An 18,453-nucleotide genomic window follows, 5' to 3' on the forward strand; every position below is an offset into this window, starting at 1 on the left:
GGGAATACCGAGGAACGGGCCAGCGGGCTTCGCCGTCGTCATATACTCAAAGCATGCTGATCAGGTGCCTCAACCGTGTCCTCTACGCCCAGGAGTCCGCCGTCGTGCAGTGCGGGGGCGAGCTGTGAGCGGCGGTCTCGTCGCCCTGCTGGACGACGTCGCAGCCCTGGCCCGTATAGCGGCGGCCTCGGTGGACGATGTCGCAGCCGGGGCTGCCAGGGCCGGGACCAAGGCCGCCGGCGTGGTGATCGACGACGCGGCGGTCACCCCGCAATACGTATCCGGGGCGGACCCGTCCCGCGAACTGCCGATGATCAAGCGGATCTTCTGGGGCTCGCTCCGGAACAAGCTGTTGATCATCCTGCCGGCGCTGCTGCTCATCAGCGCCTTCATCCCGTGGGCCATCCCGTTCATCCTCATGCTGGGCGGCACCTACCTCTGCTACGAGGGTGCCGAGAAGGTCTGGCACAAGGTCCGCGGCCACCATGAGGCCGAACACGCGCCGGCGGTCGAACAGGGACCGGAAGCGGAGGCCAAGGTCACCAAGGGCGCGATCACCACCGACTTCATCCTGTCCTGCGAGATCATGGTCATCTCGATGAACGAGGTGGCCGACCAGTCCCTGTGGGTCCGGGCGTTCATCCTGGTTGTCGTGGCGATCGCGATCACCGTGCTTGTGTACGGTGCCGTCGGGCTCATCGTCAAGATGGACGACATCGGCCTGCACCTGACCACCAGGAACTCCGCGGGTTCGAAACGCTTTGGCGGCATGCTTGTGAAGGGCATGCCGGCAGTGCTGGCCGCGATCACCTTCGTCGGGACGATCGCCATGCTTTGGGTGGGCGGGCACATCATGCTCCAAGGCGCGTACGACCTCGGCTGGCACGCTCCGTACGACTTGGTCCACGTCCTCGAGCACCCGTTCGCCGGGATCGCGGTGGTCGGCGGCTTCCTGGCCTGGCTCGTAAACACCCTGTGCTCGGCCGTGCTCGGGCTTGCCTGGGGCCTCGTCGTCATGGCCATCGTGCACCCGCTGGTGAAGTTGCTGCCGTTCGGCAAGAAGAAGGGCGGGCACGAAGAGGGTGACATCCGCGCCGCTGTCGCCGGCTACCGGCCGCCGGAACGCGACGCCGGAAAATAACACGCGGGAAGAGGGCCCCCGCTCAACGTTCCCGCTTCAGCATGAACATGTCGCCCGTGCTGCTGGTGGAGAAGTGCGCGATTCCGTTGCCCGAGACCTCGCGCGGGATCAGGACGACACCGTCGTCCTCCCGTAGCTGTGGGTCGCCGCCTTTTGCTGGGTCGTAAACGGCCATGAAATCAATGCCCCGCTCGCTCATGGTGCCGTAGACGAGGCCGTCCGACGCGAGTGTCCATACGCGGAAGGCTGTCTCGTTTTGTTCGATGGCCAGTTCCGTACCGTCCTCGGAGATGATCGCCATCTCATTCTCGGGGTCGGCCGCGATGAAGGAGCCGTGGTACGACTGATCGAAGGAGCCACGCACACAGGCCCCGGTCATTCGTTCGGAGAGTTCCAGCAACTCCCCGGTGCGCACGTCGAGAATCCGGCAGGCTCCCGGCACTCGGAGCGGCGGGTTGGGATCGGCGCCGAAGCCGCTGCCCTCGCGGACAGAGAGGAATGGACCGGCGGAGGAGTCAGTCGCCTCGACGAAGTAACCGTCGAGCTCCCAGTCGCCGCCGGACACCCCGGCCGGAACCACCTCGGACTGCTCCCGCGAGTAGATGTCGGTCCCGTACATACGTCCCATCCATACGGTCTCGGCCGCGAAGGAGTCGTCAACTTCCGTGTTCTGCGGCGGGGGAGGAGGCGCGAATTCCCCAGTGGTCGGATCGAAGACCTGCACGTCGTCCCCGGTGATGCTAACCAGGGCGCTGAGCTTCCGGTCCAAAGCCCCACCGTCGTGGAAGGTGCGCAGCGTCGCCTCTGCGGTCTCCAAATCGAACACGGTAATGACGGATTTGCGCGGCCCTTCGTCCTCGTCGTCATCGCCGCCTTCTTGGGCTGTGCCGGTTTCGCCTATGGAAGGTGCCGAGACCGGTGGCTCCGAACCTTGCCCGCTGGTCGGGGCCTCGGTACTGCTCTGCCAATGGATAAGGTACTGGTTTCCGTCAGTGTGGTGGACGAAGAGGACGCCGCTGGAAGGGTCTTCCGGGTCCGGTGTGAACTCCGTGGGGTCTTCCGTGCGGTCAATGACAATTCCGTCTGAGCCATAGGTGGTGAGGCGGTGGATGCCGCTTTCCTCTTGCGCGTGCACGGCCATCGCAGACGGGAGGCCGTATGCGATGGCGAACTGGCCGGGCTCAATCCAACCCGGTCCACCGAACCATTCCCTGGGGACGCTTGGTCGGACCAGCAGCGGCTCCCCGTAGGAGGAGTGCCGGGCGCCGGGGGTCGCGGGTAGTGGGGCTGTGGCCGTCGCTGCTGGTGAGTCCGCCGGCGGCCGGCTGGCGTCGGTGTCGGAATCGCCGGTGCAAGCGGTGAGCGCGGCCAGGGGGATCAGACCTACTCCGGCAATTTTGAGCGCAAAGCGGGATTTCATAGGACGTCCCTTTCCCGAGGGCACCGCACGCGTAGGGCGGTGCGATGGCACACATGCTCCCAGCGGCGGCGGTCGCGGTCAACGGGACAGGCAGCTGTGGCAGGAAAAGTGGAACCAGTGGTACAGCAGGGGTTGTTGAGACGGTGCGAGGAGGTGTTTACCCGTATTCTGCACATGCCCGGGGTTAGGCTTTCCACGGTCTGGACCGCCTACTCGACCGCGGGCTCCTGCAGGGCGGCGAGCACGTGCATGTGCTCACGGTTCGACGGGTAAAGGAGTTCGTAGGTGGCGTACAGCTTTTCGTAGAGCGGGGCGGTCGCCGGATCCGGCTTCACCGTGGCCACCGTCCTGGCCCAGTCGGTCCCGGCAGGCACAGCCCCGGTGCCGATGGCGGCGAGCAGTGCGTCCCCGTAGCTGGCACCGATGGTCTGTTCCGGGACCAGTTGTTCGCGTCCGGTGATGTTGCTGACGATCTCCGTCCACAGTCTGGCCTTGGTGCCGCCGCCGACGGCCGCGACGCGCCGGATCGGTTCGCCAGCGTTCTCCAGGTACTCCAGAATCTGCCGGATGCCGAAGCCGATCCCTTCGTAGGCGGCACGGAACAGATGGCCGCGAGTGTGGCGCAGGGACAGCCCGGTAATCAGGCCGCGGGCATCGGGATCGAAAACAGGCGTGCGTTCGCCGGCAAAGTAGGGCAGCAGCAGTAGTCCGTCGGATCCAGGTTGCACTGCGGCTGCCTCGGTGACGAGCTGCTCGAAGGGGACGTCGCCGAAAAGCCGCTGCAGCCAGGTGGTCAGGCTTCCCGACGTCGACATGCCCGCGGCCAATGTCAAAGACCCCGGGTCCACCCCGGCCGTGGTCCAGAGCTTGGGTTCGGCGCGGAACTCCCCGAGGACCTGGACGAAGAACATGGTGGACCCGTACATCAGCATGAGGTCGCCCGGTTGCCGGACGCCGGCGCTGAACGCCTCGGCCCAGGCATCCACCGTGCCTGCGCAGACCGGCAGGCCTTCCGGAAGCCCTGTCGCCTCGGCTGCCTGACGGTGGATGCGGCCGCCTACTTCGGCTGGCCAAACCAGCCGGGGTTTCGGCAGGTGACCGGCGACGGCGTCGTACCGTTCCGGATGCCACCGATTGGCCCGGAGGTCGTACAGCGGATCGCACTGGCTGGCAGTGTGGTGGTCCAGAACCAGCTCTCCCGTGAGCTTCGCCAGGATGAAGGAGTTCAGGCTGTGCCAGTTCCGCGCACGGGCGAAGACCTCCGGTTCCCGGTTGCGCAGCCAACGGATCTTCGGTCCCACGGCCTGCGACGACAGGACCTTCCCGGCATCACGAAAGATCGCCTCGGCACCGAACTCCTCCGTGAGCTCGCGGATTTCGACGACGGCCCGCGCGTCTATTCCGTACAGGATCGCCGGGCGCAGCGGGGCCAGGTTTCCGTCCGTGACGACCAGGCTGGGACCCATCGCGCTGACGCACATGCCGGCGACAGCCCCGGCGTCGTTCCTGGAGAGAAGCTCCCGGCACAGCCGGACCACCTCCGCCCAGGCCCCGCCTTCGGCGTCGAATTCGGCCCACCCGGGCCGCGGGTAGTCGACGTCATGCGTGACCGTTGCGCTGTCCAGAACCCGGCCCACGTCGTCCGCCAGTACCGCCTTGCTGCTGCCTGTACCGATATCGATGCCCAGAAACATGTCACTCAACGGCTGACCGCTAGGCGCGGCCGTGCGAGGTGCGGGACTTGCGTGAGACGGCGTCGAGGATCACGGCGAGCAGCAGTACCAAGCCGGTGATCATGTAACGGAAGGAGGATTCAAGGTTGAGCAGGGTGAGGCCACTGGAGATGGACTGGATCACCAGGATGCCCAGAAGGGCGGAGAACGCGGAGCCGCGGCCGCCGAACAGGCTGGTCCCGCCGATCACCGCGGCGGCGATGGCATTCAGGTTCACGTCGCCGGTGCCGCTGCTCTGCGCGGAGGCTGCCAGCCGGCCGGCAGCCAGCATGCCGCCGACGGCCGCGAACGTCGAGCACAGAACGAAGATGGACACGTAGATGCGGTTGACGCTGATGCCGGCCCGCCGCGCAGCTTCCCGGTTGCCGCCGACGGCATAGACGGAGCGGCCCCACCGGGTCCGGGTGAAGGCGTAGTGCATCACCAGCACCAGGGCTGCGAAGAAGACGAACATCCAACCGACGCCGCGTGCCTGGTTCAGGTACCACACCGCGAAGAGCAGGATCACGGCCAGCAGGACTGTCTGGATCACCACCAGCCGCATCGGCCGCCCGGACAGTCCTGCCTTGACGCGCTGGCGGGAGAGCGTGAGCTGGCTGAGGAAGAAGCCTGCCACACCGAGGACCGCCAGCACGTAGGACAGCCATCCCGGCACGAACGCCTGCTGGCCGAACCAGACCAGGAAGGAATCGAACGGCAGATTGATGGTGCCCTCGACGCCGAGCACAAACAGTTGCAGGCCGAGGAAGCCGAGGAGGCCGGCCAGCGTGATCACGAAGGACGGCACCCCGAACCTGGTGTACACCAGCGAATAGACCAGGCCGATGGCAGCTCCGGCGGCCATCGCCGTGAGGATCGCCAGCCCGATCGGCCAGTCCTGCTTGATGAAGGTGACGCCGACGATCGCGGCCGATAGGCCGCTGACGGAGCCGACGGACAGATCAATCTCGCCGACCAGCAGGACGCAGACGATGCCCAGCGCGATGACTCCGACGGCGGCGCTCTCCAACAGGAGGTTGACCAGATTGGCGCTGGAGAGGAAGAAGGGGTTGAGCAGCTGGAAAATGCTCCAGATAACCAGCAGTCCGACGACGATGGGCAGCACGCCCAAGTCGCCGCCGCGGACCCGGTTGATCCCGACCTTGACGGCGCCCTTGAAGCCCTCGGTCCGGATCAGCCGTTCATCCTGCAGATCGGTGGCCACCGGGACGACCGGACTGGTTGGATTGGTTGTCATGGTGCGGCTCCTTCTTCCGGTGCTGGTCCGGACCCTGGTTGCCCGGGGCTTCCGGGGGCTTGGCCGGGCGGCAGCGAACCTCCACCTGGTCCGTCCAGCCGGTCGGCCCCGCCCACCGTTCCTGCCGTCCCCGCCGCGTTGGCGGCGGCTGCGGCGCCGGTTTGGGCGGCGCGCTGGGTCACGACGTTGTCGGTGGCGCCGGTGATGGCGGCGATCAGTTCATCGGTAGACACTTCCTTCATACGGAACGTGCCGTTGTTCTTCCCCAGGCGCAGCACGGCGACGCGGTCGGCGACCGCTTTAACGTCCTGCATATTGTGGCTGATCATGATTACCGCGAGGCCGTTCTCGCGCAGCCGCTCGACCAGATTCAGGACTTCGGCTGTCTGCGCCACGCCGAGAGCAGCCGTCGGCTCATCGAGGATGATGAGCTTGGGGCTGCCGAGCAGCGACCGGGCGATGGCGACGGTCTGCCGCTGGCCGCCGGACAGGGAAGCAACGGCGATGCGGACCGAGGGGATCTTGGCCGAGAGCTGGCGCAGCAGTTTCCAGGACTGGACCTCCATCTCCACTTCGTTCAGCCGCCATGGCCCCAGCTCCCGGCCAAGGAAGAGGTTGTCGACGACGCTGAGGTTGTCACAGAGGGCGAGGTCCTGGAACACAGTGGCAATGCCCAACTGGATGGAATCCACCGGCGTGTGGATGGTGACATCCTTGCCGTCGAAGTTCACGGTTCCGGTGTCCTGAGGATGCACGCCCGCGAGAATCTTGACCAGAGTCGACTTCCCGGCGCCGTTGTCCCCGACAAGGGCGACGACTTCGCCGGCATGGACATCCAGGTCGATGTCGGTGAGGGCGGCCACGGCACCGAAGTGCTTGCTGACCCCCCGCATGGACAGCACCGGAGCGGTTGCCTCCGGGCGTTCCGCTGAGACAGTGGACACGACGGCTTCCCCTTTCCCTGTGACGTCCTTACTCAATACCGAGCTCGTCGCAGCCCTTCTTATATTCGCCAGTGCAGACTTCCGAGGCCTCGTAGATGCCGCCGTCGAAAATCACTTCCTTGACGTTCTCCTTGGTGACCACCGTTGGCACGAACAGCGCCGACGGGGTGTCGAAGAGGGTGGCGTCCGGTTCCGGCGTTTCGCCGTTCAGTAGTTGGACTGCAACTTCGGCCGACTTTTCCGCGACGATCTTGATCGGCTTGGAGATGGTGTTGTACTGGTCGCCGCTGATGATCCGCTGGATCGCCGCAACCTCCGCGTCGTTCCCGGTGACCGGCGGGAACGGCGAGACACCTGCGGCCTTGAGCGCCGCGATCGCGCCACCGGCCGTGCCATCGTTGGCGGCGACGACGCCGGTGATCTCCTCACCGAACTGGGTGATCTGGCCGGCCACCCAGTCCTGAGCCTTGGACGGCTGCCATTCGGGAGTGTCATAGGAGGCCAGCACCGGATGCTCGCTGGCATCGATGGCTTCCTTTGCACCCTCCTTGATCAGCTGTGCAGCCCGGTCTGTCGGCGAGCCGTTGACCATCAGTACCCCGCCGGTCTCCTTGCCGTCGGCATCCAGCTTCTTGACCAGGTCCTCGGCAATGAGCGAACCGATCTTCTTATTGTCGAACGAGACGTAGAAGTCGGCGGGGGTATCCGGAACAGGCCGGTCGTAGGTGATGACTTTGATGCCTTGGCCCTTCGCGGTGTTAACCAGTGAGGCGGCAGCGGTGCTGTCAACCGGGTCGAGAACCAGGACCTTGACGCCCTGGGTGATCATGGCGTTGGCCTGCTGCTGCTGCTTGTTCGCGTCACCGTCCGCGTTTTGGTAGAGCACCTCGCACCCGCCGCACAGTTCTTCTACCTTGGCCTTGAACAACGGGCTGTCCTGCTGCTCATAGCGGGTGGAGGCCCGGTCCGGCATCAGGAAGGCGATCTTTCCCTCGGCCTCGCCGCCGTTCCCGCCTCCGCGGCCTTCGCCGCCGCCACCGCCACCGCAGGCAGTCATGCCGGCTGCCAGCAACAGGGCAGTGGTGAGGCCCAGGATTCCCCGTGTGTGCTTCTTCATCGGTGCTCCTCTTGTACTGGTGGTGTGCCCGTTGCGGCTGGTTGTGATTCCGGCTCCCGCGGTCAGAGCTGCTGGGGGTAGATCATCGCCTTGAGCGATTCGGGTTCGGTGGACGTGTTGTCCAGTGCGGCCGCGGTTTGGGGACTGTGTAAATAACGGTGTATTCGGCTCGACACGCCGGGCGGTTGCTCGGCGGGGAGGAGCCGGCCATGACAACACTTGAGGTTGTGCCGAACAGTGAGAATCTGAGGGATATGTCCGAGGCCGAGGCCGCCCGCGAGCTGGTGCGGATGGCAAGGGAGCAGGGCCTGTCGCTGACCGGTCCTGACGGGCTGCTGAAGCAATTGACCAAGACGGTCATCGAGACTCCGCTCGATGAAGAGATGACCGAGCATCTTGGCTACGAAAAACATGATGCCGTGGCGAAGGAGACCGGCAACTCGCGCAACGGGACCCGGTCCAAGACGGTGCTGACCGAGACGACGGGCCCGGTAGAGATCGAGGTGCCGCGGGACCGGGACGGGTCGTTCGAGCCGGTCATCGTCAGGAAACGCCAACGCAGGCTGAACGGGGTCGACGAGGTCGTTCTTTCGCTCTACGCCAAGGGCCTGACGACCGGGGAGATCAGCGCCCACTTCGCCGAGATCTACGGTGCCTCGGTGTCGAAGGAGACCATTTCCAGGATCACCGACAAGGTGCTCGAGGAAATGGCCGATTGGCAGAACCGGCCGCTCGATGAGGTTTACGCCGCGGTGTTCATCGACGCGATCATGGTCAAGGTCCGGGACGGCCAGGTCGCCAACCGGCCGATCTACGCCGCGATCGGTGTCAGCCTTGCCGGGGAGAAGGAAATCCTTGGCTTATGGGCCGGCACCGGCGGCGAGGGCGCGAAGTTCTGGATGAGCGTGCTCACCGATATCCGTAACCGCGGGGTCAGGGACACGTTCTTCCTTGTCTGCGACGGGCTCAAGGGCCTGCCCGAAGTCGTCGGCAATGTCTGGCCGCTGACCATCGTGCAGACGTGCATCATCCACTTGATCCGCAACACCTTCCGCATGGTCTCGAAGAAGGACTGGGACGCCGTGAAACGCGAGCTCAAACCCGTCTACACGGCCGTGAACGCGGACGCGGCCAGGGCTGCCTTCGACGAGTTCACCGAAGGCTGGGGCGAACGCTACGCTGCGGTCATCCGGCTCTGGGAGAACGCATGGAACGAGTTCGTCCCGTTCCTTGATTACGACGTGGAAATCCGGCGGATCATCTGCTCGACCAACGCGATCGAATCACTGAACGCCCGGTATCGGCGGGCGGTGAAAGCGCGCGGGCATTTCCCCACCGAACTGGCCGCGCTAAAGTGCCTGTATCTGGTCACCCGGTCTCTTGACCCGACCGGTACCGGCAGAACCCGATGGACAGCGCGCTGGAAGCCTGCTTTGAACGCGTTTGCCATCACCTTCAGCGACCGGTTCCCGACCGCTGAAAGCTACTAATGGAAACCGCCGGATACACCGTTAATGGGATAGTCCCGCGGTTTGCGGCAGTGAAAAGCTGTGCGTCACCAGGCCCTCCAGGTTGATCCGGCCGGACGAAACCAGGGCGATGCCCAGGGGCCAGGTGTTGTTGTACCGGTTCACCATGGAGATGGTGATTTCTTTCCAATTGAGGATGGACAGCGGCAGCGGCACCTCTTCGGTCTTGGCAATGCCGATGACAGCGGCCCGCCCGGCCTCGTGCAGCCGGCCCAGCGCGGAGGCGAGGACGCCATTTGCACCCGAGCATTCCAGCAGTACGTCGAAGGTCCGCGAGGTCGACGCGTCGCTTTTCTCCACCATGAACCCATGGTCGGCGGCGATACCGAGCCGGTAGTCGGAGATGTCCGTCAAAGTGACGCTGCCCGCGCCGAGCGCCCGCGCAGCTTCGGCGGCGAGCAGGCCGACCGGTCCGACGCCGGTGATCAGCACGTCGTCTCCGGCCTGGAGGTTCGCCCGCTGGCAGCCCCACAGTCCCACGGACAGCGGCTCGATCAGCGCGCCGTCCTCGTAGCTCATCGAATCAGGGATCGGGAAGTAGCAGCGGGCATCCATGGCCAGGTATTGCAGCAGTGCACCGTCGTAGGGCGGGGTGGCCAGGAACTCCAGATTGGGGCAGAGATGGTAGCGTCCCGCGCGGCATTCTTCGCAGCTGCGGTCCGGCGTGCCCGGTTCCACTGCCACCCGGTCTCCAATGCGGACATTTTCGACTCCTTCGCCGACGGCCACCACCTCGCCGGCAACCTCGTGGCCCAGGATGAACGGGCCGTCGACGACGAACGGGCCGATCTTTCCGTAGCGGTAGTAGGCGACGTCGGAGCCGCAGACCCCTACGGCTTCTACACGGATCACGGCCTGACCGGGAGCGGGATCCGGCGTCGGGCGTTCCTGAATCTCGATGCTGTTCAAGCCGGTCATCACGGCGGCGGCATTGCCCATCTACGACTCCTTTGAAGCAGTCACTGGGTGAAAGGGTCCCGCTTGAACATGTGATTCAAGGCACATGCACACGCATATGCTAACCCCGGCGGAGGCACCACGGCTATGAAATCGCAGGTGGGACTTTCGGCGGGGGACAGCCGAACGTAACCATCCCGAAAACTAGGGGTGCAGGTGTCCTTCGTCCGGGGCTTACCGGTCAGGTGAATGGACTGGACACTAGGTATAGCCGTCCCAGCAGCGAAGATTCCCGAAGGGACGGCCGGTCGAGCCGGAGCCTACGTTTCCCAACCCGCAGGCTCCGGCTCGACACCCGTTATTGCCTGAGTCCGGCTGGCACATTCGAGCATGATCGAGATGGCGCCCCCGCCTGAACCGCAAAATTGGCGAGGGCACTTCATCCCGTTCCTGGCGCGTGACTTCTCGGACGCCGGTGGAACCTGGGTCGTATAGTCCGCCGGGCTGGCCGCACCCGCGCTGGTGCTCCTCCGCCGACACCCGACGGCGGCAGGGGGAGTGGGAGCCCAACCCCTTCCGGGAGTATTCTCTCCCTAGTCCGGTGGGAAGCCGGCATGCTGGAAGCGGAGCGATGGCGTCTCGTAACAGGTTTGTCTTCCCTTAGATTGGGACCGAGCATCACCACCACAAAAGGGGTGAAGGTGAGTACGAGGACGATAACGTAAAGAGTAATTTCCATGTCGAGCTCCTGCCCTTGGCATCAGGTTAAGCGCCAAAAACACGGTGCACAAGGGGCTAATTCGCAGGCCAAAGTAGCCGCTCTGCGGCAACGAATCCGACCTCCAGATGTGACCATTAGCAGGGGAGCCAGCAGCCAATTTTCCAGACGCTGGGGACGCCCCGGCTCAGTCCCTCCCGTAGAGCACGTCGACGATCCGCAGCATGATCGATGCGATGTCGGCCGGGTTCACGGCTCCAGGGGCGGCCGCCGTGATGCCGCGGTTGATTTCGCGTGACAGGGCCTCTTCCGAGGAGATGCCGGGCGGGAGCCGCATCAACCACACGAAGCCGCGAGGGGGTGCCGGTACGCCGGCGTCCCGGAGATAGTCCTCCACACTCTCGTCGATGGTCTGCCGGTCATGTACCGTGAACGGTTCCATTCGGGTTTCGGTGACGCCGCCGGTTTCAAGCGTGACCCGCACTTCCCGGCCGGTGTCATCGGCGGGCAGCTTGCAAACGTTTTCGGTGCCGGCTGCCCATGCGGCGAGCATGCCCCAGCCATTTTCGGGTACTTCGGCCCACTCGCCGTTGCGGGCGCCGTCGGGGACCTCGTCCCAGTTTGTTGGACTCATTGCGGGAATCCGAGCCCGTCAGCCGGCTGGAGCTACCCGCTGACAGGTGCCGGGTCCGCGAAGGCGTCCGGCTGATCGGCCAGCTTCTTGTTGAACGCCCGGCCCAGGAGGTCGCTGCCTTGCTCGCCGAAGAAGAGTTCGTCCGCGCGCTCCTCCAGTTCGCTTTGGGCGTCCACGCTATCAGGGTCATCGGCATCGATGTCTGCGGCATCAGCGGCGATCGATAGGATGCCGTCGGCCAGGGCATCGAGCCCGAACCAGCGGTAGCCGGCCACAGCGGCGGCGAGCTCATCCTCATCGAGAACCTGGATCCCGTGCAGCAGGCCTCCGTTCTGGGCGACGTTGTCCAGCATCAGCAGGTCATAGAGGGCCTGGTCCCCTTCAGACCGCGGACCCTCATAGTCGTAGTCCAGGGCTCTGTTCCACACTTCTTTTTCGCGCATTATCCCCAACCCCCTTAGCATTCGTAGCTACGGGCGGCCGCCGGCGGAAGCGGCCCCACGACCGAGCATAACGGTAGTCCGGGCGGAGGTGGAGAGCTCGACGCCAAGAAAATCGAACGGCTGGATCGAATCCGATTTATCCGCTCGCGCTGACCTCGAATTTTGAGTAAATACTGAGCTGGCGCAGACGCTGTCCTTGAGGGTGTTGGCCAAATACTGTCTGATAGCGCATTCCTGCGGCGGCACGGTCCTGACGCCCCTTGCCTGGACCATTCGCAGCTGTCTCTTCAGGTTGTGCTTAAACGGGGTGCGGGTAGCGTTGGGAAGAGCCTGCCCGCATTCCGGCCAGGCCCAGACTGTTGATTCCCTGTCCAAGCTCCAACCTCCCCGGCTCAGAACGTCAGTCGTTGGCGGTAAACTTTTACCCGTGACCCCGGAGTTCTGCTGAACTTCGGGTACTTGTGTTGCGCCCTGCCGGGGAAGAGTAAGGATTAGAAGACCATGAGCCTGAACGGACTGCGGACCGCCCTCGCTGAAGATAAGTCCTTCGAGCGGGTACGGCTCTACGCGTCCCGGCCGGCGGGGGAGCGCAGCGAGGATCTGCAGATCGGCGCGCCCCCCGGGCTGCGCGCGGCGTTGCTGGCGGAGATGGTCGAGGGGCAGGAATCCGGCGTCGTTCTTGCGGTTACCGCTACCGGGCGCGAGACCGAGGATCTGGCCACGGCGCTGCGCTGCTACCTGCCGGCCGAGTCCATCGAGGAGTTCCCCAGCTGGGAAACGCTCCCGCACGAGCGGCTTTCCCCGCGCTCGGACACGGTGGGCCGGCGCCTGTCCGTGCTGCGCCGGCTCAAGTACGACGACGGCGCCAGCCCGCTCCGCGTGGTGATCGCTCCGGTGCGCGCGGTGCTGCAGCCGCTGGTCAAGGGCCTGGGCGAGCTGAAGCCGGTGTCGCTGAAGGTGGGGGACGAGGTCTCCTTCGAGTCCGTGGTCCGGCAGCTGGCCGATGCCGCCTACGCGCGGGTGGACATGGTCACGCACCGGGGCGAGTTCGCGGTGCGCGGCGGCATCCTGGATGTTTTCCCGCCCACCGAGGACCATCCGGTGCGCATCGACTTCTTCGGCGACGAGGTGGACCAGATGCGCTGGTTCGCGGTGGCGGACCAGCGCAGTCTCTCGGGCGAGAACGTCAAGCACCCCAGCGCGCTGTACGCCCCGCCGTGCCGGGAGCTGCTGATCACCCCGGACGTGATGAGCCGGGCCGCGAAGCTGAAGTCCCAGATGCCGGCCGCGGCGGACATGCTGGAGAAGATCGCAGGCGGCATTGCCGTCGAGGGCATGGAGTCGCTGGCCCCGGTGCTGGTGGACGCCATGGTTCCGTTCCTGGGCGAGCTGCCGGAAGGCTCCCTCGCCGTCGTTATTGAGCCGGAAAAGGTGCGCGCCCGCGCCCACGATCTGGAAGCGACCAACGCGGAGTTCCTCGCCGCGGCGTGGGCCACAGCGTCCGACGGCGGCGACGCGCCGCTGGACCTGGCGCTGCAGGGGGACCTGGACGAGGCGAGCTTCCGCTCCCTGGCGGACACCCGCACCACCGCCCTGGACCGCAAGGTCTCCTGGTGGTCCATCACCTCCTTCAACCCGGACGATGAAACCGTGCTGGACGTGGACTCGCTGACCGTCAGCGCGCGCGAGCCCCGCGGCTACCAGGGCGACGTGGCGGAAATGATGGAGTTCATCGGCGGCCGCGTCCGCGACCAGTGGCGCGTCGTCGTCGCCACCGAAGGCCCCGGCCCCGCGCAGCGCCTGGCCGAGCTCTTCCACGACAATGACATCCCCGCCACCCGCGTCGACTCCCTCGAGGACCAGCCGCAGCCGGGCATCATCGAAATTACGACGGCGAGTGCGGGCAAGGGGTTCGTCTTCGACGGGTTGAAGCTCGGTCTGCTCACCGAGGCGGACCTGCTCGGCCGGACCTCGGCCGCCGGCACCCGCGACATGCGCAAGATGCCCTCGAAGCGCCGCAACGCCGTCGATCCCCTGCAGCTGACTGCGGGGGACTTCGTGGTGCACGAGCAGCACGGCGTGGGCAAGTTCGTGGAGCTGCTGCAGCGCTCCTCCGGGGCCGGATCCACCAAGACCATGCGCGAATACCTGGTGCTGGAGTACGCGCCGTCCAAGCGCGGGGCGCCGGGGGACCGGCTGTTTGTGCCCACGGACCAGCTGGACCAGGTCACCCGCTACGTCGGCGGCGACGCGCCCGCGCTGTCCAAGATGGGCGGCTCGGACTGGGCCAACACCAAGAACAAGGCGCGCAAGGCGGTCAAGGAGATCGCCGGTGAGCTCATCCGGCTGTATTCGGCGCGGATGGCCTCGCGCGGGCATGCCTTCGCCCCGGACACCCCTTGGCAGCGCGAGCTGGAGGAGGCGTTCCCGTACATCGAGACGCCGGACCAGCTGACTACCATCAACGAGGTCAAGCAGGACATGGAGCGCGAGATCCCCATGGACCGCCTGGTCTCCGGCGACGTGGGCTACGGCAAAACCGAGATCGCCGTGCGCGCCGCGTTCAAGGCGGTGCAGGACGGCAAGCAGGTGGCGCTGCTGGTGCCCACCACCCTGCTCTCGCAGCAGCACTACGAGACCTTCTCCGAGCGGTTCAGCGGTTTCCCCATCCGGGTCAAGGCGCTCTCCCGTTTCCAGACCGCCAAGGAATCCAAGGAGACCATCGAGGGCGTGAAAAACGGCGCGGTGGACGTGATCATCGGCACGCACCGGCTGCTGTCCAAGGAAGTGGACTTCAAGGATCTGGGCCTGGTCATCGTGGACGAGGAACAGCGTTTCGGCGTGGAGCACAAGGAGGCGCTGAAAAAGATGCGCACCAACGTGGACGTTCTGGCCATGAGTGCGACGCCGATTCCGCGCACCTTGGAGATGTCGCTTACCGGCATCCGCGAGACTTCCACTTTGGCTACGCCGCCGGAAGAGCGGCACCCTGTGCTGACCTACGTGGGCGGGTACACGGACAAGCAGGCTTCTGCTGCCATCCGGCGCGAGCTGATGCGCGAAGGCCAAGTGTTCTTCGTGCACAACCGCGTCTCCTCGATCGACGCGACCGCCGCCCGCATCCGCGAGCTGGTGCCCGAGGCGCGGGTGGAAGTGGCCCACGGGCGGATGAGCGAATCCAAGCTCGAGCAGATTATCGTGGACTTCTGGGAAAAGCGCTTCGACGTGCTCGTCTGCACCACCATCATCGAAACCGGCCTGGACATCTCCAACGCCAACACGCTGATTGTGGACCGGGCGGACAACTACGGCCTGTCCCAGCTGCACCAGCTGCGCGGCCGAGTGGGCCGTGGCCGCGAGCGGGCCTACGCGTACTTCCTCTACCCGGCGGAGAAGCCGTTGGGCGAGGTGGCGCTGGAGCGGCTCAAGGCCGTGGCCTCCCACAATGAGCTTGGCGCAGGCATGCAATTGGCCCTGAAGGACCTCGAGATCCGCGGCGCCGGCAACCTCTTGGGCGGCGAGCAATCCGGCCACATCCAGGGCGTCGGGTTCGACCTTTACATCCGGCTGGTCGGCGAGGCCGTCGCGGACTACCGCGGCGAGGCCGAAGAGAAGGCCGCCGAAATGAAGATCGAGCTGCCCGTCAACGCCCACCTCCCGCACGACTACGTCCCGGGGGAGCGGCTGCGTCTGGAGGCCTACCGCAAGCTTGCCTCAGCGACGACGCTGGAGGGCATCGACGAGGTGGTCGAGGAACTGACCGACCGCTACGGCGAACCGCCCTTGCCCGTGCAGAACCTTATCGCCGTGGCCCGGTTCAGGGTTGGCGCCCGCGAAGTCGGCCTGACCGACGTGGCGCTGCAGGGCAACTTCATCAAGTTCGCCCCCGCATCCCTGCCCGAGTCCAAGACCATGCGCCTGAACCGCATGTACCCGGGGTCTCAAGTCAAACCCAACCTCGACTTCATCCTCATCCCCAAGCCCAAAACCTCCCGCATCGGCGGCCGCGACCTCTCCGACCAAGCCGTCCTCGAATGGGCCCAAGGCGTCATCGACGCAGTGTTTAAGGGGTAGCTATTGAGAGTAAGTGAGAGCACGTCCTGTTTACTAAAGAGTACTGTCAATATATTTCGAGGCTCTCCTATTCCAAGCAATAAGTGAAGAAATAGGATCTGGAGAGGATTCCTCTTTCTCCTTAATACGTTGAGGACGTCCATGAACCTCAAAGGCTGCTATATACCCGAAGTGGTCCGGCTTGGTGGACAGTTTCTCGATTTGTGACCGCCAGTCGCCATACGTTCGTTCCAGGATGCCATCTATCAGCCATTCCATGTCGGGATAATCCAATGTTTCTTGAAAGAAAGAGCGAACAATGTGAAGCGACTCTGCGACGCTATGGTTTTGGGTATATGTCATATGGAAAGCGGTGGAATACAGGGCACCATAAAGATCCCCAATTGGCCATTCGGCGGCTACGACATGGGAGGCTCCTCGCAATAGCAGCGCGTCAGCGACTGACAGGCCCTCATGGAGTGCAGTCCGTGCATTATTTGCACTACCGACCGAGCAGACGTCGAGAAAGATCAGCTCGGCTTGTGATACTCCTTCAGAGCGCAGAATATCAATCACGTCAACCGTTTCTTCGCCCGAAGGACCGAGAAGCAACTGATTATCTGCGAGATTGCCGAATCCCTTGCCATGGGCAGATACATGGATCACGTCAGCTTGTGATTGGAGGAATTCCTCTGATGTGTGTTTGGGGAGATAAAGGCGATAGCAGTCTCTAATTGCCCGGCATTCTTTCGTCGCACTGCTGATGCGAGTATCGCCGGCACTGCAATCGAAGATGTCTAGCAGATTGGAATTCTTCTCGTAGCGGCGTGGAACGGCCTGGGCCACCATAGCGGACAGCAACAGCGACGGTGTACGTAAGCATTCAGCCTTACTTATGGCGCTGAGGAGAAAATGTAAAGGTACTCCGGATAATTGACGTCCCGGTGAATACCATATTTTCAGCGGTTTCGATGATATTTCATTCCACCAGTTCTCCAAGGGCGAGGCGATGCTGCTCAACACGTCCCGGAGCGTCGACTCACCATCGTCTGAGACAACGCTTGGATTTTTTGCTCTTTCACCGTTTTCCCGATGCTCTAGATGTTTCCCTATATTGTTGAGAAAAGTTTGACCGATGACCTCGTAATGCTCGAAGAAATTGTTCTCGCCGTCCACCCAGATGAAACTCAATTCCGACCGCCGGGCGTCATACTCCAAATGCAGAAAGATCTCGTCTGGATGCAGATAGTCGCTAGGGCAAGGGGGCGGCCAGTAGGCCGAACTTGAGGCAGGGGGTGGCACCGGCCTTTCTATGGCTTGTCCTAGTCGCAGTGAAGCGCGCCAGTCATCAATGTCCGAATCGAACTTTGCTAACGCATCCTTGTCTACGATTGCGCTAGGGAAAGCTTCACGCAATAAGAGTGACGAAGCGATGGCGTCCGCATGCCGGGTTCTGTCTATAGCGTTGAATTCTTCACTTATCGGAGTTAAAATATCATTCGTCATTGTATTTTTCATACTGCCAGTGTTGAAGAATTCTCGACATGCGTCGATAGATACATACAAAGACCTCGAGAGAATGTGGGGCATCGGAAACTTTGAAGTGTCATATAAATCCACTCTAACCATGCCAAAAATCATCGCGAGCGCCAAACTATATTTCCCATGGCTGCCATATAGTGGGGCGACGAACGTGCGCCTTCGATTATTGAATTCCCAAACAAAGCCGAACTCAATAATCTCAGTTTGATATATCGCCGTCAAAAACAGATCGTTGGGACGCCAGCTAATGTCTTTAAACCATTCAATGTCTGCGCTGTCTAAGTATAATTCCAACGTGGGTAATAGGCCGTTCGTATGCATAATGATTCTTTGGGGAAGTGTTGCAGCAAGAGAGTCTCGCCATTCAAGCCCCTCTATTGTTGGATGACTCGGCTTCGCCATGATGTCTGTGTAAACCACCCGTGGCCCCTCGAGTAGTTCTAGCACTTCCTTCGGTAGGTCATCCGCACGCGAGCTCTCCGGGTCGCAATTCATGCCAAATAGTGCGTGTTCAAGCGATCGATCCCAATCCGTTGGAAGATCATCTAATGGGATGCCATTCGCCGTGGCTAGCAGCCCCCAGCACCGCACCAAATCGGCAGCGGTAGTGAAACTGTATTGATTCTCTAGCTGAAACGGACGCAGGGCTAGCTTGCCCCAGATTTCAGATATAGAGTCTGCGGTCAGGTCATCAACGCTCTCGTGTTGTGCCAAGAGTGCTGCAATGCAGGCTGCGGTAGAGCCAGCGCTCCACCCAAACAAGTAACCTAAGTGGGCTGTAAGAACAACAAAGGTTTGGTCGGCGAGTAAGCCAGACTGAACATTGTTTTTATACATTGACTGAAGCGAAGATTCCATTTCCCCCATTAGTTCAGCATATATCCTCCGCGCCCCTTATGATGTGGTGAAGGTCGATGGCCTTAACGGACGGGGGCGCAGTTCATTGGCCGTCCTACAGCGGGGCGAGGACACGGCTGACGGTGCTTTCGTACTTTCCCAAGAGTCTGGGGAGCCGGGCGCGACCACTGCTCATTGAGGATAACCG

12 protein-coding genes are annotated in these 18,453 nt (G+C 63.4%); 3 read left to right on the forward strand and 9 right to left on the reverse strand.

The features are described 5' to 3' along the window. Positions 1 to 124 precede the first annotated feature (124 nt). Positions 125 to 1,141, forward strand: coding sequence for a DUF808 domain-containing protein (locus AC20117_RS14825; RefSeq protein WP_074699073.1), 1,017 nt, complete (start codon positions 125 to 127; stop codon positions 1,139 to 1,141). A gap of 22 nt (positions 1,142 to 1,163) precedes the next feature. Here AC20117_RS14825 and AC20117_RS14830 read toward each other — a convergent pair whose 3' ends face one another. The 5 genes from AC20117_RS14830 to AC20117_RS14850 form a co-directional block, all read right to left on the reverse strand. Further along, positions 1,164 to 2,561, reverse strand: coding sequence for a hypothetical protein (locus AC20117_RS14830; RefSeq protein ID WP_074699072.1), 1,398 nt, complete (start codon positions 2,559 to 2,561; stop codon positions 1,164 to 1,166). Between the two features lie 209 nt (positions 2,562 to 2,770). After that, on the reverse strand, positions 2,771 to 4,255 hold the full coding sequence (locus AC20117_RS14835) for an FGGY-family carbohydrate kinase (protein WP_074699071.1): 1,485 nt from the start codon (positions 4,253 to 4,255) through the stop codon (positions 2,771 to 2,773). A gap of 19 nt (positions 4,256 to 4,274) precedes the next feature. Beyond that, positions 4,275 to 5,531: a sugar ABC transporter permease gene (locus AC20117_RS14840; protein ID WP_074699070.1), complete on the reverse strand. Its 1,257-nt coding sequence runs from the start codon at positions 5,529 to 5,531 to the stop codon at positions 4,275 to 4,277. Continuing rightward, the gene (locus AC20117_RS14845; protein ID WP_083339900.1) at positions 5,528 to 6,424 is read right to left on the reverse strand and encodes an ATP-binding cassette domain-containing protein; all 897 of its coding nucleotides are present in this window, start codon (positions 6,422 to 6,424) and stop codon (positions 5,528 to 5,530) included. Before AC20117_RS14845 ends, AC20117_RS14840 begins: the two co-directional genes overlap by 4 nt. A 79-nt stretch (positions 6,425 to 6,503) precedes the next feature. Next, the gene (locus AC20117_RS14850; RefSeq protein ID WP_074699069.1) at positions 6,504 to 7,592 is read right to left on the reverse strand and encodes an ABC transporter substrate-binding protein; all 1,089 of its coding nucleotides are present in this window, start codon (positions 7,590 to 7,592) and stop codon (positions 6,504 to 6,506) included. 209 nt (positions 7,593 to 7,801) lie between these two features. On the opposite strand from AC20117_RS14850, the gene AC20117_RS14855 reads away from it, so the two are divergent. Beyond that, positions 7,802 to 9,082, forward strand: a complete 1,281-nt coding sequence (locus tag AC20117_RS14855; RefSeq protein ID WP_074699068.1) for an IS256 family transposase — start codon at positions 7,802 to 7,804, stop codon at positions 9,080 to 9,082. Positions 9,083 to 9,103: 21 nt separating this feature from the next. Here the strand turns inward: AC20117_RS14855 and AC20117_RS14860 are convergent, their stop codons facing one another. From AC20117_RS14860 to AC20117_RS14870, 3 genes are all read right to left on the reverse strand, one after another. Continuing rightward, on the reverse strand, positions 9,104 to 10,060 hold the full coding sequence (locus AC20117_RS14860; protein ID WP_074699067.1) for an NAD(P)-dependent alcohol dehydrogenase: 957 nt from the start codon (positions 10,058 to 10,060) through the stop codon (positions 9,104 to 9,106). 863 nt (positions 10,061 to 10,923) lie between these two features. After that, complete coding sequence (locus AC20117_RS14865; RefSeq protein WP_074699066.1) at positions 10,924 to 11,370, reverse strand: DUF5956 family protein; 447 nt, start codon at positions 11,368 to 11,370, stop codon at positions 10,924 to 10,926. A gap of 32 nt (positions 11,371 to 11,402) precedes the next feature. Further along, positions 11,403 to 11,813 carry a hypothetical protein gene (locus tag AC20117_RS14870; protein ID WP_074699065.1) on the reverse strand — a complete coding sequence of 137 codons (411 nt, stop codon included), beginning with the start codon at positions 11,811 to 11,813 and terminating at the stop codon, positions 11,403 to 11,405. Between the two features lie 501 nt (positions 11,814 to 12,314). Between AC20117_RS14870 and mfd the strand changes: the two genes are divergently transcribed. Further along, positions 12,315 to 15,887 carry a transcription-repair coupling factor gene (mfd, locus tag AC20117_RS14875; protein ID WP_074699063.1) on the forward strand — a complete coding sequence of 1,191 codons (3,573 nt, stop codon included), beginning with the start codon at positions 12,315 to 12,317 and terminating at the stop codon, positions 15,885 to 15,887. 33 nt (positions 15,888 to 15,920) lie between these two features. On the opposite strand, the gene AC20117_RS14880 is transcribed toward mfd, so the two are convergent. After that, positions 15,921 to 18,275 carry a CHAT domain-containing protein gene (locus AC20117_RS14880; RefSeq protein WP_074699062.1) on the reverse strand — a complete coding sequence of 785 codons (2,355 nt, stop codon included), beginning with the start codon at positions 18,273 to 18,275 and terminating at the stop codon, positions 15,921 to 15,923. Positions 18,276 to 18,453 lie beyond the last annotated feature (178 nt).

Source organism: Arthrobacter crystallopoietes, from assembly GCF_002849715.1.
Classification (GTDB): domain Bacteria; phylum Actinomycetota; class Actinomycetes; order Actinomycetales; family Micrococcaceae; genus Crystallibacter; species Crystallibacter crystallopoietes.

What these genes read in the sequence shown, in the direction of transcription:
- AC20117_RS14830 (WP_074699072.1), bottom strand. Translation starts at nt 2,561, where the DNA reads ATGAAATCCCGCTTTGCGCTCAAAATTGCCGGAGTAGGTCTGATCCCC.
- AC20117_RS14835 (WP_074699071.1), bottom strand. Translation starts at nt 4,255, where the DNA reads ATGTTTCTGGGCATCGATATCGGTACAGGCAGCAGCAAGGCGGTACTG.
- AC20117_RS14840 (WP_074699070.1), bottom strand. Translation starts at nt 5,531, where the DNA reads ATGACAACCAATCCAACCAGTCCGGTCGTCCCGGTGGCCACCGATCTG.
- AC20117_RS14845 (WP_083339900.1), bottom strand. Translation starts at nt 6,424, where the DNA reads ATGCGGGGGGTCAGCAAGCACTTCGGTGCCGTGGCCGCCCTCACCGAC.
- AC20117_RS14850 (WP_074699069.1), bottom strand. Translation starts at nt 7,592, where the DNA reads ATGAAGAAGCACACACGGGGAATCCTGGGCCTCACCACTGCCCTGTTG.
- AC20117_RS14855 (WP_074699068.1), top strand. Translation starts at nt 7,802, where the DNA reads ATGACAACACTTGAGGTTGTGCCGAACAGTGAGAATCTGAGGGATATG.
- AC20117_RS14860 (WP_074699067.1), bottom strand. Translation starts at nt 10,060, where the DNA reads ATGGGCAATGCCGCCGCCGTGATGACCGGCTTGAACAGCATCGAGATT.
- AC20117_RS14865 (WP_074699066.1), bottom strand. Translation starts at nt 11,370, where the DNA reads ATGAGTCCAACAAACTGGGACGAGGTCCCCGACGGCGCCCGCAACGGC.
- AC20117_RS14870 (WP_074699065.1), bottom strand. Translation starts at nt 11,813, where the DNA reads ATGCGCGAAAAAGAAGTGTGGAACAGAGCCCTGGACTACGACTATGAG.
- mfd (WP_074699063.1), top strand. Translation starts at nt 12,315, where the DNA reads ATGAGCCTGAACGGACTGCGGACCGCCCTCGCTGAAGATAAGTCCTTC.
- AC20117_RS14880 (WP_074699062.1), bottom strand. Translation starts at nt 18,275, where the DNA reads ATGGGGGAAATGGAATCTTCGCTTCAGTCAATGTATAAAAACAATGTT.